14 protein-coding genes are annotated in these 15807 nt (G+C 60.4%); 7 read left to right on the top strand and 7 right to left on the bottom strand.

Translation table 11 applies throughout. The annotated features are described in order from the left end of the window. Positions 1 to 8: 8 nt before the first annotated feature. Both ACK3CV_RS00595 and ACK3CV_RS00590 read right to left on the bottom strand, forming a co-directional pair. A complete protein-coding gene (locus ACK3CV_RS00595; protein ID WP_164039682.1) occupies positions 9 to 1289 on the bottom strand; it encodes a YidR family protein in 1281 nt (426 codons plus the stop codon). Positions 1290 to 1379: 90 nt separating this feature from the next. After that, positions 1380 to 2114: an acid phosphatase gene (locus ACK3CV_RS00590; RefSeq protein ID WP_164039680.1), complete on the bottom strand. Its 735-nt coding sequence runs from the start codon at positions 2112 to 2114 to the stop codon at positions 1380 to 1382. Between the two features lie 218 nt (positions 2115 to 2332). Here ACK3CV_RS00590 and ACK3CV_RS00585 point away from each other — a divergent pair, with 218 nt between their 5' ends. Together ACK3CV_RS00585 and ACK3CV_RS00580 are read left to right on the top strand one after the other, a co-directional pair. Then, positions 2333 to 3301: a threonine/serine dehydratase gene (locus tag ACK3CV_RS00585; RefSeq protein WP_164039676.1), complete on the top strand. Its 969-nt coding sequence runs from the start codon at positions 2333 to 2335 to the stop codon at positions 3299 to 3301. Beyond that, positions 3288 to 4229 carry an ornithine cyclodeaminase family protein gene (locus tag ACK3CV_RS00580; RefSeq protein ID WP_164039673.1) on the top strand — a complete coding sequence of 314 codons (942 nt, stop codon included), beginning with the start codon at positions 3288 to 3290 and terminating at the stop codon, positions 4227 to 4229. Before ACK3CV_RS00585 ends, ACK3CV_RS00580 begins: the two co-directional genes overlap by 14 nt. Before the next feature lie 25 nt (positions 4230 to 4254). On the opposite strand, the gene yidA is transcribed toward ACK3CV_RS00580, so the two are convergent. The 5 genes from yidA to dnaA all read right to left on the bottom strand — a co-directional run bounded on the left by yidA (position 4255) and on the right by dnaA (position 11258). Next, positions 4255 to 5070 carry a sugar-phosphatase gene (gene yidA, locus ACK3CV_RS00575; protein WP_033636533.1) on the bottom strand — a complete coding sequence of 272 codons (816 nt, stop codon included), beginning with the start codon at positions 5068 to 5070 and terminating at the stop codon, positions 4255 to 4257. A gap of 124 nt (positions 5071 to 5194) precedes the next feature. After that, positions 5195 to 7609, bottom strand: coding sequence for a DNA topoisomerase (ATP-hydrolyzing) subunit B (gene gyrB, locus ACK3CV_RS00570; RefSeq protein WP_033636532.1), 2415 nt, complete (start codon positions 7607 to 7609; stop codon positions 5195 to 5197). Between the two features lie 18 nt (positions 7610 to 7627). Beyond that, on the bottom strand, positions 7628 to 8713 hold the full coding sequence (recF, locus tag ACK3CV_RS00565; protein WP_033636531.1) for a DNA replication/repair protein RecF: 1086 nt from the start codon (positions 8711 to 8713) through the stop codon (positions 7628 to 7630). Between the two features lie 45 nt (positions 8714 to 8758). Then, complete coding sequence (gene dnaN / locus ACK3CV_RS00560) at positions 8759 to 9859, bottom strand: DNA polymerase III subunit beta (RefSeq protein ID WP_004933892.1); 1101 nt, start codon at positions 9857 to 9859, stop codon at positions 8759 to 8761. A gap of 4 nt (positions 9860 to 9863) precedes the next feature. Next, complete coding sequence (gene dnaA / locus ACK3CV_RS00555) at positions 9864 to 11258, bottom strand: chromosomal replication initiator protein DnaA (RefSeq protein WP_049235245.1); 1395 nt, start codon at positions 11256 to 11258, stop codon at positions 9864 to 9866. A 682-nt stretch (positions 11259 to 11940) separates the two neighbouring features. Here dnaA and rpmH point away from each other — a divergent pair. The 5 genes from rpmH to mnmE all read left to right on the top strand — a co-directional run bounded on the left by rpmH (position 11941) and on the right by mnmE (position 15780). Continuing rightward, positions 11941 to 12081, top strand: coding sequence for a 50S ribosomal protein L34 (gene rpmH, locus ACK3CV_RS00550; RefSeq protein WP_000831330.1), 141 nt, complete (start codon positions 11941 to 11943; stop codon positions 12079 to 12081). Positions 12082 to 12098: 17 nt separating this feature from the next. After that, a complete protein-coding gene (gene rnpA / locus ACK3CV_RS00545; protein WP_004933883.1) occupies positions 12099 to 12458 on the top strand; it encodes a ribonuclease P protein component in 360 nt (119 codons plus the stop codon). Next, positions 12422 to 12679, top strand: a complete 258-nt coding sequence (yidD, locus tag ACK3CV_RS00540) for a membrane protein insertion efficiency factor YidD (RefSeq protein ID WP_004933881.1) — start codon at positions 12422 to 12424, stop codon at positions 12677 to 12679. Before rnpA ends, yidD begins: the two co-directional genes overlap by 37 nt. Before the next feature lie 2 nt (positions 12680 to 12681). Beyond that, on the top strand, positions 12682 to 14319 hold the full coding sequence (yidC, locus tag ACK3CV_RS00535) for a membrane protein insertase YidC (protein WP_164039670.1): 1638 nt from the start codon (positions 12682 to 12684) through the stop codon (positions 14317 to 14319). A gap of 96 nt (positions 14320 to 14415) precedes the next feature. Continuing rightward, positions 14416 to 15780 (top strand): tRNA uridine-5-carboxymethylaminomethyl(34) synthesis GTPase MnmE, encoded by a 1365-nt coding sequence (gene mnmE, locus ACK3CV_RS00530; protein ID WP_033649555.1) that lies wholly within the window; start codon positions 14416 to 14418, stop codon positions 15778 to 15780. Positions 15781 to 15807: the final 27 nt, after the last annotated feature.

The following is a 15807-nucleotide window of genomic DNA, read 5'->3' as shown; positions in this document are numbered from 1 at the left end:
GGCCCGCCTTACACCTCAACCACAAAGATCTGGTTGAATCCCGCTATCTCGCGCATAAACGCCACTTTCTTGCCATCCGGTGAAAACACCACGGCATCCGCCGACGGCGGCTGCGCGCTGCGCTGCGTCAAACGCTGCAGACGGCCGCCGGCGACCTCGCACAGCATCACGCTGTTGTCACACACCAAGGCAATCGCCCCGCCCTGCGGGTGCCAGCTGAAGGCAGACTGGATATCATGCTCGCTGTGGCTCACCTGGCGTGGCTCCCCGCCGTTCGGCGACACCGTCCACAGCTGCACCACACCGCCGTCGTCCTTCATCAAAAACGCGATCTGGCTGCCGTCCGGCGAGCTGCGCAGCCAGTGGCGCGGTGCGCCGGCCACGCCCGGAAAACGACGATCGCCGGTAAAGGTCACCCGCCGCTGCCTGACGCCCTGCGGCGGCGCCGGCAGCTCGCTTTCCGTTCCCTGCAGCGGCAGAGCGCCCGCCCTGGCGTAATCGGCATCGTTCTCCGGCAGATCGACGATAAACACCTCCGGCAGCTTCTCACCGGCGGCGGACAGCGTATCGCCGATGAACGCCAGCGCCCAGCGCTGCCGGCTGCCGTCGGCCTTACGGTAACCTTCGCGGCCAATCCAGCCTTCTTCGTAAGCACGATTGATCTGATCGCTGCCCGGCTGCGGCTGCGGCACGGTCTCGCTGACCAGCACGCAATAGTGGCTGCCGTCATACTCGCGCGGATGCTGTTTCGGCGGATTGACCCCGTGCAGCGGCACGGCCACCCCGACGTTGCGCAGATCGCGCGCCGGATCGCACTCGTGCATGACGTGATCGTTATAGGTAAAGCTGAGGCGGCTGCCGTCCGGGCTGAAAACGTGCACATGGCTGCCGCCGCGCAGCGCGCCGGGGGTGTAGGGGGCGGTGATATCCAGCGCGTCGAGGGTGATGGCCAACTCGCGATCCGGTTCGCTGACGATCACCCCGCGGCGGTGGTGAAAATCATATTGCCAGGCGCTGTCCGGGTGCTCCGGGCCATGGATAAAGGCATAGCGCGCCGGCGCATCGGGGCTGACCGTGACCACGCCGACGTGGGCGCCGTGCTGAGCGCGATAAACCACCTCCACCGCGCCGCTGGCGACGTTGACCCGCTCGATGCTCAGACCGGTGAAAGAGGCGGCGCGCGGGCGCACGTCATAAGCCAGCCACTGGCTGTCCGGCGTCCAGACGTTGATATTGGTTAACTGATGCCCGCGAGGGTCGAAAGTCAGCTGTTTTTCCCGATGGCTCATGGCGGTTCTCCTGCGCATGCCGGCACTGAGTCGCCATCTTACCGGATCGGCGGCAGCGTTTCATATGGCGCGCTGCCGCGTGAAGCAAGGTTATTTTTTCAGGGCGTTGAATTCCGTTTTGGCCCTTTGCAACTGCGCGGCGAAGGTGGGCTCCGCGTGCAGTCGGGCGACGATGGCCGAGGCGGCCAAGCGCGCGGCGGTCACGTCGCTTTGCCAGTGATAACCGCAAATCACCCGGCTCTGGCCCATCTCATAGCCGCGCTGCAGTATCGTCCCCTGCCTGGGAGGGTTAATCTCCGCCAGCACCAGCGCGGTCGCCCAACCGATGGCGGTGTGCCCGGAAGGATAAGAGCCGTTCGTCGATAGCGTGCTCTCTTCATCCGGTCGGCAAGTGGGCTCATGGTAAAAAGCGAACGGCCGAATGCGCATATAGTGATTTTTGGCGCTGCGGGTAGCCAGATCGCCGGCGTCTTCACGCATTTTCATCACCAGTTTGAACAGCTCCGGCGTATTATCCTGGGAGATTTCCGTACCGAAAGCGCCAGATAATGCGGCGGCGACGCCATCGCCGGTTACGTGTGCGTCGTGATAAGCCTGTTTGCCCCTTTCGGTATTACGCAATAATTTCCCGGCATCATATTGCGCCTTGTCATTCATAAAATCGATGCTGTCAACGGCGGGCGGCGGCGGCAATAACGCCAGGCTGTCTATCGATTGCGACTCTTGCAGAAAATAGACCTCCGGTTGGGTGGTCACATCTTTGGCGGCGAAACCAAACGGTGTCAGCGCGGCGTAGGTTAATGAGGCGAGTAATATTTTTTTCATTGTCGTTCCCTTATTAAAATAATTGAGCGGTTGCGACTTCCTTAACGCAAATAAATAAAAAATCGTGCCGCTAAACTATACGTTAATGATTATTTTTCGCCGCCAGTGCGATCACATTACGCCGTGCCCGCTTTTGCCCGGCGACCGGGCGACGGGGTTTACAATTAAGACAAAAAAGTACAAACTGGATTTTTAAGTCCAAGAATTCTGGAGCTGGTATGAACCCCCTCTTCGATGCCATTGTTTCTGCCCATCAACAGCTGCGCCCTCAGGTACGGGTCACGCCATTGGAGCGCAGCGTGCTGCTTTCGCAGCAGCTGGGCTGCGAGCTGTATCTGAAATGCGACCATCTGCAGCACACCGGCTCCTTTAAATTTCGCGGCGCCAGCAACAAGCTAAGGTTACTGGATAGCGAGCAACGCCGGCGCGGCGTGATCGCCGCCTCAACCGGCAACCACGGCCAGGCGGTCGCTTTGGCGGGGCAACTGATGGGCGTTCGCGTCACGGTTTATGCGCCGGAGACGGCGGCGAGCATCAAGCTAGACACCATCCGCGCGCTGGGCGGCACCGTGGAACGGGTGCCGGGCGATGCGCTGAACGCCGAACTGGCGGGGGAACAGGCCGCACGCGAGCAGGGAAAAACCTATATCTCGCCGTATAACGACGAGCAGGTGATCGCCGGCCAGGGCACCTGCGGCATGGAGCTGGTTGAACAGCTCACCGGTCTGGACGCCGTGTTCGTAGCGGTCGGCGGCGGTGGTTATATCGCCGGTATCGGCACCGTTCTGCGGCAATTGTCGCCGAACACGCAGCTTATCGCCTGCTGGCCGGAAAACGCCACCAGCATGTACAGCGCGCTGGAAGCGGGCCATATCTTCCCGGTGGAAGAGCAAGACACCCTATCCGACGGCACCGCCGGCGGCGTCGAACCGGGCGCCGTGACCTTCCCGCTGTGCCAACAGCTGATCGACCGCAAAGTGCTGGTCAGCGAGACGGAGATCAAACGCGCGATGCGCCGGATCGCCGCCAGCGATCGGTGGATTATCGAAGGCGCGGCCGGCGTGGCGCTGGCGGCGGCGATCAAGCTGGCGCCGGAATACCAGGGAAAAAAAGTGGCGGTGGTGCTGTGCGGTAAAAACATCGTGCTGGAGAAGTACCTCAAGGCCATCGCCGATGCACATCCTTAATCGGCAGCAAATCCTCGCCGCGTTCGACGCCGAGGCTATAACCCCGCTGTTGAAGCAGGGTTTTATCGCCTATTCGCAGCGGCGGGTGCAACAGCCGCCGGTACAGCATTTCCTGTTCGAACAGGCCGCCGGCGATTGCTGCATCAAATCCGCCTGGCTGGAAGGCGAAGAGATGTTCGTGGTCAAGGTCTCCGCCGGTTTCTATCGCAACGCCGAACGCGGTTTGGCCAGCAATCAGGGGCTGGTGATGGCGTTCTCCGCCCAGACCGGCGAACCTCGGGCGCTGCTGCAGGATGAGGGCTGGCTGACCGCGCTACGCACCGCACTGGCCGGCCGCATCGCCGCCGAACTGTGCGCGCCGCCGCATATTCAGGCGATCGGCATGGTCGGCACCGGCCTGCAGGCCCGGCTGCAGCTGCAATGTCTGAAACCGGTGACCGATTGCCGCGAAGTGTGGGTGTGGGGCCGCAACGATCAGGCGCTGGCGGCGTATCGGCGCGAAGCCGAGGCCGAAGGTTTTCAGGTGCGGGTTACGCAGGATGCGGCAGAACTGGCGGCACACTGTCAGCTGATCGTCACTACCACGCCCAGCCGCGAACCGATTTTACAGGCGGCGGATATTCGGCCCGGCACGCACATCACCGCCGTGGGTGCCGACGCGCCCGGCAAGCAGGAGCTGGCGACCGATCTGGTGGCTCGCGCGGACGCACTGCTGGTCGATGCGCTGGCGCAGTGCGCTGACTATGGCGAGATCGCGGCGGCTTATCGGCAAAATAGGCTGATTTCAACGCCAATCGTCGAAATGGGCGCCGTCTTGGCGCAGGGCGGGCGGTTGCGAAGCGAGCCGCAGCACATCACCATCGCCGATCTTACCGGGCTGGCGATTCAGGATCTGCAGATCGCCAAAGGGGTGTTGGCGGCAATATAAAGGGGCGCCGCAGCGCCCCACTTGCTCAGGCGTTGAGCACGAACTTCTCGATGGCGCGCGCCACGCCGTCTTCGGTATTGGCGCCGGTGACAAACTGCGCCACCGCTTTCAGCTCGGGAATGGCGTTGCCCATCGCCACGCCGACGCCGGCATACTCGATCATCGCCGTATCGTTGGCCTGATCCCCCAGCGTCATGATGTTTTCCCGCGCCACGCCGAGGTGCTCGGCCAGCATTCTCACCCCGGCGCCCTTATCGACGTTCTTATGCAGGATTTCGAGGTAGTAAGGCGCGCTTTTCAAAATGGTGTAACGCTCGCGCGTTTCCGCCGGGATGCGCGCAATCGCGTTGTCCAGCAGCGCCGGCTCGTCGATCATCATCACTTTCGGGAAACGCATCTGGCGATCCATCTCCTCCACGCTGCGGTATTTCAACGGAATACCGGTCATTTCCGCCTCGTGTATGGTGTATTTGCCGATGTCTTTGTTCGGGGTATACAGGGTGTCGAAGTCAAATGCCTGGTAGTGAACGCCGAGCTCGCGCGCCATCTGCTCGAAGTGCAGATAGTCCTCAAAACCCAGGGTTTCCTGCAGAATACAGGCGCCGTCGGCCGCGCGCAGCACCAGCGCGCCGTTGTAGGTTATGCAAAAATCGCCGGGGCCCTGAATGTCCAACTGGCGCAGATAGTCCTGCACGCCGACATAAGGCCGCCCGGTAGCCAGCACCACGTGCACCCCTTTGCTCCGCGCCGCCGCGATAGCCTGCTTTACCGCCGGCGTGATTTGGTGCTGCGGATCCAGCAACGTGCCGTCCATGTCGATCGCAATCAGTTCAATAGCCATTCAACGCTTCTCCCAGTGGTTTTTTCTCATGCTAACGCGTTTCAGCCTCGGCTGTCAGCGCCAAAAAAGGCGTAAAAAAATCCGCGCGGGTCGCCCGGCGCGGATTTTCACAGCCATTAACGCATCAGATATCGATGTTCGCCGCTTTCAGGGCGTTTTCTTCGATAAAGGCGCGGCGCGGTTCAACCGCATCGCCCATCAGCGTGGTGAACAGCTGATCGGCAGCGATGGCGTCCTTGACGGTCACGCGCAGCATGCGGCGGCTTTCCGGATCCATGGTGGTTTCCCACAGCTGCTCCGGGTTCATCTCGCCCAGGCCTTTATAGCGCTGCACCGACAGGCCGCGGCGCGACTCTTTCACCAGCCACTCCAGCGCCTGCTCGAAGCTGTCTACCGGCTGACGACGTTCGCCGCGCTCGATGAACGCGCCGTCTTCGATCAGCCCGCGCAGCTGTTCGCCCAGCTGGCAGATCTTGCGGTATTCGCCGCCGTGGATGAAGTCGAAGTCCAGCTTATAGTCGGTATCCACGCCGTGGGTGCGGATGCGCAGCGCCGGTTCGAACATCTGGCGTTCGCGGTTCTCGAAGATCACGAAGTCATAGCTGCTGCCGTGCTGCTCTTTGTCGTTCAGCGCCTGCACCAGCGAAGCGATCCAGGTTTTCACCTTGGCTTCATCGCTGAGATCGCCTTCGTTCAGCGTCGGCTGATAGATCAGGTTGTTCAGCAGCGCGCGCGGATAGCGGCGCTCCATGCGGCCGATCAGCTTCTGCACGGCATAGTGTTCTGCCACCAGTTTTTCCAGCTGCTCGCCGCCGAGCGCCGGTGCGCTGGCATTGGTATGCAGCGTAGCGCCGTCCATCGCGATGGCGATCTGGTACTGATCCATCGCCTCGTCATCTTTGATGTACTGCTCCTGCTTGCCTTTCTTCACCTTGTACAGCGGCGGCTGTGCGATAAACACGTGGCCACGCTCGATGATTTCCGGCATCTGGCGGTAGAAGAAGGTCAACAGCAGCGTACGGATGTGCGAACCGTCGACGTCGGCATCGGTCATGATGATGATGCTGTGGTAACGCAGCTTGTCCGGGCTGTACTCGTCGCGGCCGATGCCGCAACCCAGCGCGGTGATCAGCGTCGCCACTTCCTGCGAGGAGAGCATTTTGTCGAAACGCGCTTTCTCGACGTTGAGGATTTTCCCCTTCAGCGGCAAGATAGCCTGGTTCTTGCGGTTGCGCCCCTGCTTGGCAGAGCCGCCCGCGGAGTCCCCTTCCACCAGGTACAGTTCGGACAGCGCCGGATCGCGTTCCTGGCAGTCCGCCAGCTTGCCCGGCAGGCCGGCCAGATCCAGCGCGCCTTTGCGGCGGGTCATCTCACGCGCTTTACGCGCCGCTTCGCGCGCGCGCGCCGCGTCGATGATTTTGCCGACCACGATTTTCGCGTCGCCTGGATTCTCCATCAGGTAATCCACCAGCTTCTCGTTCATCAGCGTTTCAACCGCGGTTTTCACCTCGGAAGAGACCAGCTTGTCCTTGGTCTGAGAAGAGAACTTGGGATCCGGCACCTTCACCGACACCACGGCGATCAGACCTTCACGCGCGTCATCGCCGGTGGCGCTGACCTTGGCCTTCTTGCTGTAGCCTTCCTTCTCCATGTAGCTGTTCAGCGTACGGGTCATCGCGGTACGGAAACCGACCAGGTGCGTGCCGCCGTCGCGCTGCGGAATGTTGTTGGTGAAGCAGTAGATGTTTTCCTGGAAACCGTCGTTCCACTGCAGCGCCACTTCCACGCCGATGTCGTCTTTCACGGTCGAGAAGTAGAACACGTTCGGGTGGATCGGGGTTTTGTTCTTGTTCAGATACTCGACAAACGCCTTGATGCCGCCTTCGTAATGGAAGTGATCTTCACGGTCGGTGCGCTTGTCCTTCAGGCGGATAGACACGCCGGAGTTGAGGAAGGACAGCTCGCGCAGACGCTTGGCCAGAATGTCGTACTCGAAATCGGTCACATTGGTGAAGGTCTGGTGGCTCGGCCAGAAGCGCACCATGGTGCCCGTCTGTTCGGTTTCGCCCACCACGGTCAGCGGCGCCTGCGGCTCGCCGTGGCTGTATGTCTGTTCGTGCACTTTGCCTTCGCGGCGGATCACCAGCTCCAGTTTCTCCGACAGGGCGTTAACCACCGAGACGCCCACGCCGTGCAGGCCGCCGGAAACCTTATAGGAGTTGTCGTCGAATTTACCGCCGGCGTGCAGCACGGTCATGATGACCTCTGCGGCTGAAACCCCTTCTTCAGGGTGAATGCCGGTCGGAATGCCGCGGCCGTCATCCTGTACCGATACCGAGTTGTCGGCATGGATGGTGACCTGAATGTCACTACAGTGGCCCGCGAGCGCTTCGTCGATAGCGTTGTCCACAACCTCGAATACCATGTGGTGCAGACCGGTGCCGTCATCGGTATCGCCGATATACATGCCCGGGCGCTTGCGCACCGCATCCAGCCCTTTTAATACCTTGATACTTGAGGAGTCATAAGAATTCGACATCAACGTTTCTCGCTCATTTTAGTCCTGTGGTTGAACCTCTATTTTACCCTGTTCCACGCGGAACATCTTGCCCTTTTCACCGGCCATGTCGGTCACTTGTTCAGCGCTCACCGCGCTGACAAAAACCTGGGCCTGGGTGGCTTTCAGGCGATCGGCCAGCAACCGGCGACGGCCGGTGTCCAGCTCGGAGGCAAAATCATCAATCAGATACAGGCAACGCCGCCCGCTCTGCCGGGTGAGAAACTCACCCTGCGCCAAGCGCAACGCGCACATCAGCAGCTTAAGCTGACCGCGCGATAACAAATCCTCTACCGGCGTGCCGTCGGCACGAATGCGGAAGTCCGCTTTATGCGGCCCCACCGCGGTATAGGTCAACGCCCTGTCGCGCTCGAACTGGCGCTCCAGCAGCTCGCCGTAGTCGCTCTCTTTGTCCCAGCCGCGCTGGAAGGAGAAGCTCAGGGCGAATTCAGGCAGAAACTGCGCGCAGGTCGCGGTGATATCCGCAGCGATCGCGTCGCTGTATTCCGCCCGCCATTCGCTGATGCGCTCCGCGAGCGGGATCAGTTCCTGATCCCAGGCGCGGATCTGCGCATAGCGACTCACCTGGCGCAGCGCGGCATTGCGCTGCTTCAGTAACCGTTTCAGGTTGCTCCAGGCGGTGAAAAAACCGGGTTCGTTATGAAAACAGCCCCAGTCCAGGAAGGCGCGCCGGAATTTCGGCCCGCCGTTCAGCAGGGTAAAACCTTCGGGGGTGATCAGCTGCATGGGCAGCAGCTGCGCCAGCTCGGCCACCTTGTGGCCATCGCTGCCATCGATGCGTACTTTGCTGTCACCCTGACGGCTCTTGCTCAATCCTACCGACAGCTCGCGCTCCGTACCTTCTATGCGGCCGTGCAGCACGAACTCCGGCTGGTCGTGGCGAATGACCCGACCGGCCTGCAGGCTGCGAAAGGCGCGGCCGTGGCCGAGCGTATACACCGCTTCCAGCACGCTGGTCTTGCCGCTGCCGTTGGCGCCGACCAGGAAATTGAATCCCGGCGCCAGCGCCAAATCCGCCGCCTCGATATTGCGGAAGTCTTTAATCAATAAACGCGTCAGAGCCATGCAATCTCTTTACCGATGACGGTGCTGTAATTCAAGGTAATGAGACTACAACCGCATTGGCATGACAACGTAGGCCGCCGCCTGGCTGGCGCCGTCTTCGATCTGCACGCTGGAGACCGAATCGGTCAACAGCAGGCGCACGTCTTCACACTTGAGCGCGTTCAACACGTCCAGCACGTAGCTGACGTTGAAGCCGATCTCCATCTCCGCGCCGTCGTAGCTGACGTCGAGGATCTCTTCCGCCTCTTCCTGCTCCGGGTTGTTGGCGGTGATCTTCAGCTGGTTCTGGCTGACGTACAGCCGCACGCCGCGGAATTTCTCGTTCGAGAGAATGGCCGCGCGGGCAAACGCCTGCTTGAGCAGATCGCAGCCGGCTTCCAGCGTTTTATCCGGGTTCTTCGGCAAGACTCGGCGATAGTCCGGGAAACGGCCGTCAACCAGCTTGGAGGTGAAGATGAAATCGCCGACGTGGGCGCGAATGTTGTTGCTGCCGATCTGCAGCTGCAGCAGCGAATCGCCGCCGTCCAGCAGACGCACCAGCTCCATCACCCCTTTACGCGGCACGATCACCGAATGCGACGGCAGCTGTTGGCCGATCGGCATCGAGCACACCGCCAGGCGGTGGCCGTCGGTCGCGACGGTGCGCAGTTCTTCGCCTTCGGTTTCAAACAGCATGCCGTTCAGGTAGTAACGCACGTCCTGATGGGCCATCGAGAACTGGGTGGCTTCGATCAGGCGCTTCAGCGTCGCCTGCGGCAAGGTGAACTCCACCTCGCTCTGCCAGTCGTCCAGATTCGGGAAGTCCGCCGCAGGCAGCGTGGACAGCGAGAAGCGGCTGCGGCCGGACCGCACCAGCATGCGCTCGCTTTCCAGCGTGACGGCGATCTCCGCCCCTTCCGGCAGGCCGCGGCAGATATCAAAGAATTTGCGCGCGGGCACGGTGGTCGCACCCGGCTCGTGCGGCTGGGACAGGGCGACGCGCGCCACCATCTCCATCTCCAGATCGGTGCCGGTCAGCAGCAGGGAGCCTTCCGTCACCTGCAGCAGCAGGTTGCCCAGGATCGGCAAGGTCGGGCGGCCGCCCAGCGGGCTGCTCACCTGTTGCAGCGGTTTTAGCAGATGCTCACGTTCAACGATAAATTTCATAGCGCTATGAAGATAATGTTCTGATTAAATTGGAGAAATCTTCTTTGATGTCGTGACTTTCCTCACGCAGCTGCTCGATCTTCCGGCAGGCGTGCAACACCGTGGTATGGTCGCGGCCACCAAACGCATCGCCGATTTCCGGCAGGCTGTGGTTGGTGAGTTCCTTCGCCAACGCCATCGCCATCTGGCGCGGGCGGGCAACGGATCGCGAACGCCGCTTGGACAGCAAATCCGCGACTTTAATCTTGTAATACTCCGCCACCGTCTTTTGGATATTGTCGATGGTGACCAGCTTTTCCTGCAGCGCCAGCAGATCGCGCAGCGCTTCGCGCACGAAATCGATGGTGATGGCCCGGCCGGTAAAGTTGGCGTTGGCGATCACGCGGTTCAGCGCCCCTTCGAGCTCACGCACGTTGGAACGCAGGCGCTTGGCGATGAAGAACGCCACTTCGCCCGGCAGGCGGATGTCGTTTTCGTCGGCCTTTTTCATCAGGATCGCCACGCGGGTTTCCAGCTCCGGCGGCTCGATCGCCACCGTCAGCCCCCAGCCGAAGCGCGACTTCAGACGATCTTCCACCCCGTTGATCTCTTTAGGGTAGCGATCCGAGGTCAGGATGATCTGCTGATTGCCTTCCAACAGAGCGTTAAAGGTATGGAAGAACTCTTCCTGCGAACGCTCCTTGTTGGCGAAGAATTGGATGTCATCGATCAGCAAGGCGTCGACCGAACGGTAGTAACGCTTAAACTCTTCGATGGCGTTGTTCTGCAACGCTTTGACCATGTCCTGCACGAAGCGTTCCGAGTGCATGTAGACCACTTTGGCGTTGGCCTTGCGCGCCATGATGCCGTTGCCGACCGCGTGCAGCAGGTGGGTTTTACCCAGGCCGGTGCCGCCATACAGGAACAACGGGTTATAGGCGCCGCCCGGGTTGTCCGCCACCTGACGAGCCGCCGCGCGCGCCAATTGGTTGGACTTACCCTCGACGAAGTTGTCGAAGGTGTGTTTGGGGTTGACGTTGGAGCGGTAAGAGAGCTCGGGTTGCGCCGCCGCGTTGTCCCAGCTCGGGCGCAAAGGCGCGGCCGTGCGCGCCGCGGGGGCCGCAGGGGCGCTGCTGACGCTGGCGGTCACGGTCTGGCTGATCACCTGCGCGATCGGCTTGCTGCCGACTTCAAAACGCAGCAAAGGCGCGTCCGTGCCGCAGAAATCATTCAGCAGACCATTGATGTTGTTTAAGTACTTATCGCGAACCCAATCCAGCACAAAACGGTTAGGCGCATACAGCGCCAGGGTGTTGTCACTCAGTTCCGCCTGCAATGGGCGTATCCACATACTAAATTCTGTGGCAGGTAACTCATCCTGCAATCGGGCAAGACACTGCTGCCAAAGCGAAAGTGACACGGCGGACTCCACTCGAACAAGATCAATAAAGAAAAGAAACGGGCAACTTTTTTATAACTCATGATTTTTGACACATACCCGGCATCGGCGATTTGCCTGTGGGGGATGCGAACCGCCTTTCACGGTTTGTGTCCCTCACGATCCCGGCATGAGGGATCGCGATCGGAATGACGGATCATAGCGCAATCCGCGCAAGAGATCCTCCCCTTCCTCACAGATTAGATCCATTTTATCCACAGGCCGCGGCCGGCGGCGATCTTTTCACCGTCAGCGCCGAATGACCGCGCAGATCCCGGCCGCTGCGCCGCATTTTTTACATTGTCAACCGGTTATACCCTGTTATCCACGCCGGATCCTGCGATCGCGCGCAAAGGATCTCTCGGGGATCCTTGCGATTTCACCCCGAGTCCGTATAATCTTCGCCCTACGTGTGATACCTGGTTCCTTATGGTGCGTCATTAGCCAGACAGGATTCTGCGGTGACCACGGGCCAAGACCGGATTTTGTTCCGTTATTGGCAGACAACCAGGTAGGCTGGCGCGATGCGAATTGACTCAGGACTGTACAATTATTACAATCCCGCTTCTTTATGTATTGCGATTGAGGCGTCGGTCATCTTCACGCCGAGTAGCCAAACGCGTTTACTGATCAGTAATTATTTTAAGTTTAGGTAGAAATCGCTATGAAACGCACTTTCCAACCGTCCGTATTGAAGCGCAACCGTAGCCACGGTTTCCGTGCTCGTATGGCCACCAAAAATGGTCGTCAAGTTCTGGCCCGCCGTCGTGCGAAAGGCCGTGCTCGTCTGACTGTTTCTAAGTAATAAAGCTAACCCGCTGAGTGGTTAAGCTCGCTTTTCCCAGGGAGTTACGTTTGTTAACTCCCACTCATTTCACTTTCGTCTTCCAGCAGCCACAACGGGCTGGCACGCCGCAAATTACCATCCTCGGCCGCCTGAACCAGCTGGGGCATCCCCGCATCGGTCTTACCGTCGCCAAAAAACACGTCAAACGCGCGCACGAGCGTAATCGGATCAAACGCCTAACCCGCGAAAGCTTCCGCCTGCGCCAGCACGAATTACCGGCGATGGATTTTGTCGTGGTGGCCAAAAAGGGGATAGCGGATTTGGATAACCGCGCGCTGACGGAAGCTTTGGATAAATTATGGCGTCGCCACTGTCGCCAGGCTCCCGCATCCTGATCGGGCTGGTGCGGGCCTATCAGCTCGTCATCAGTCCGCTGCTAGGGCCTCGTTGTCGCTTCCAGCCGACATGCTCTCATTACGCAATTGAGGCATTAAGCAGGTTTGGCATGATAAAAGGCAGTTGGTTAGCATTGAAACGCGTATTAAAATGCCACCCTTTGAACCCAGGTGGCGATGATCCGGTGCCGCCAAAAACCGACGATAACAGAGAACACTAACGATGGATTCGCAACGCAATCTTCTCCTCATCGCTCTGCTGTTCGTGTCTTTCATGATCTGGCAGGCATGGCAAACGGACAACGCTCCGCAGCCGGCCGCACAGACCACGCAACAGACTTCGAACGCAGTAGCCGGTGATGCCGCCAGCCAGGCCGTGCCAGCCAGTGGTCAGGGTAAGCTGATTACCGTGAACACCGACGTGCTGTCACTGACCATCAACACCCGTGGTGGCGATATCGAGCAGGCTAAACTGTTGGCCTACCCGGATACTCTGGGTTCATCGACTCCGTTCCAACTGCTGGAAACCACTCCGTCGTTCGTCTATCAGGCGCAAAGCGGCCTGACCGGTAAAAACGGCCCGGACAACCCGGCCAACGGCGAACGCCCGCTGTATCAGGCGGCGCAAGACAGCTACACCCTGCCGGAAGGCCAGGACGAGCTGCGCATCCCGCTGACCTACACCGATAAAGACGGCGCAGTCTACACCAAGACCTTCGTGCTCAAACGCAACCACTATGCGGTCGGCGTGGATTACAGCATCGACAACAAAGGCGCGACGCCGCTGGAGCTGACCCTGTTCGGCCAGCTGAAGCAAACCACCGAATTGCCTAAACACCGCGACACCGGCAGCAGCAACTTCGCGCTGCACACCTTCCGCGGCGCGGCGTACTCGTCCAGCGAGGACAAGTACCAGAAATACGCGTTCGACAAAGACGAAAACCTGAGCGTCATCACCAAAGACGGTTGGGTCGCCATGCTGCAACAGTACTTCGCTACCGCGTGGGTGCCGGCGACCAAGGGTGACAACACCTTCTACACCGCCAAACCGGGCGACAACCTGTCCACCATCGGCTTCAAATCTACGCCGGTCGTGGTGCAGCCGGGCGCTCAGCAGCAGCTGAACGCGACCCTGTGGGTCGGCCCGGAGCTGCAGGATCAGATGGCCCAGCTGGCGCCGCACCTGGACCTGACCGTGGATTACGGCTGGCTGTGGTTCATCTCCCAGCCGCTGTTCAAACTGCTGAAGTTCATCCACGGCTTTATCGGTAACTGGGGCTTCTCCATCATCATCATCACCTTCATCGTGCGCGGCATCATGTACCCGCTGACCAAGGCGCAGTACACCTCGATGGCGAAAATGCGCATGCTGCAGCCGAAGCTGCAGGCGATGCGCGAGCGCATCGGCGATGACAAACAGCGCATGAGCCAAGAGATGATGGCGCTGTACAAGGCGGAGAAAGTGAACCCGCTCGGCGGCTGCCTGCCGCTGATCATTCAGATGCCGATCTTCCTGGCGCTGTACTACATGCTGATGGGTTCGGTCGAGCTGCGCCACGCGCCGTTCGCCCTGTGGATCCATGACCTGTCGGCGCAAGACCCGTACTACATCCTGCCAATCCTGATGGGCGTGACGATGTTCTTCATTCAGAAGATGTCGCCGACCACTGTGACTGACCCGATGCAGCAGAAAATCATGACCTTCATGCCGGTGATCTTCACAGTGTTCTTCCTGTGGTTCCCGTCCGGTCTGGTGCTGTACTACATCGTCAGTAACCTGGTGACCATCCTGCAGCAGCAGCTGATTTACCGTGGTCTGGAAAAACGCGGTCTGCACAGCCGCGACAAGAAAAAAAGCTAAGCGTATTGTAGGGGTTCGGCGCGCCGACCCTTGCAGTCACCCCAAAGGCGGTCATTAGACCGCCTTTTTGCATCTTAATCGTCAGAGAGAACCGTTATGAGCACCACCGATACCATCGTAGCCCAAGCCACCCCGCCGGGACGCGGCGGCGTCGGCATTCTGCGCATTTCCGGAAGCAAGGCCAAAGACGTCGCCCAGGCGTTGCTCGGCAAGCTGCCGAAGCCGCGCTACGCTGACTATCTGCCGTTCCGCGACGCCGCCGGCGCCACCCTCGATCAGGGCATCGCGCTGTGGTTCCCGGGGCCGAACTCCTTTACCGGCGAAGACGTGCTGGAACTGCAGGGCCACGGCGGGCCGGTGATCCTCGATCTGTTGCTCAAGCGCGTGCTGGCGCTGCCCGACGTGCGTATCGCCCGGCCCGGCGAGTTCTCCGAACGCGCGTTTCTCAACGACAAGCTCGATTTGGCGCAGGCCGAAGCGATCGCCGATCTGATCGACGCCAGCTCCGAGCAAGCGGCGCGTTCAGCGATGAACTCACTGCAGGGGGCATTTTCCACCCGCATCCACCAGCTCGTGGAAGCGCTCACTCACCTGCGAATCTACGTGGAAGCGGCGATCGACTTCCCGGACGAAGAAATCGACTTCCTGTCCGACGGTAAAATCGAAGCACAACTCAACGACGTGATGGCGGATCTGGATAGCGTACGCGGCGAAGCGCGCCAGGGCAGCCTGCTGCGCGAAGGGATGAAGGTAGTGATCGCCGGGCGCCCCAACGCCGGTAAATCCAGCCTGCTCAATGCGTTGGCCGGGCGCGAGGCGGCGATCGTCACCGATATCGCCGGCACCACCCGCGACGTCCTGCGCGAACATATCCATATCGACGGCATGCCGCTGCACATCATCGACACCGCCGGCCTGCGCGACGCCAGCGACGAAGTGGAGCGCATCGGCATCGAACGTGCGTGGAACGAGATCGAACAGGCCGACAGAGTGCTGTTTATGGTCGACGGCACCACCACCGCCGCCACCGAGCCGGCGGAGATCTGGCCGGAGTTTATGGCGCGCCTGCCGGGCACACTGCCGATCACCGTGGTGCGCAACAAGGCCGACATCACCGGTGAAACGCTGGGTCTGACGGAAGTGAACAACCACTCACTTATTCGCCTGTCGGCCCGCACCGGCGAGGGTGTCGATGTGCTGCGCGATCATCTGAAACAGAGCATGGGCTTCACCAGCAACATGGAAGGCGGCTTCCTGGCGCGCCGTCGCCACCTGCAGGCGCTGGAGCTGGCGGCACAGCACCTGGTGCAAGGCAAAGAACAGTTAGTGAGCGCTTACGCGGGCGAGCTGCTGGCCGAGGAACTGCGCCAGGCGCAGCTGGCCTTGAGCGAAATCACCGGCGAATTCACCTCAGACGATCTGCTGGGCCGCATCTTCTCCAGCTTCTGCATCGGCAAATAATCGCCTGCGGGCGCCTTATCCTCTTCG

Source organism: Serratia sp. TSO36 (assembly GCF_057808395.1).
This window is presented reverse-complemented; position numbering and strand designations above follow the sequence as displayed.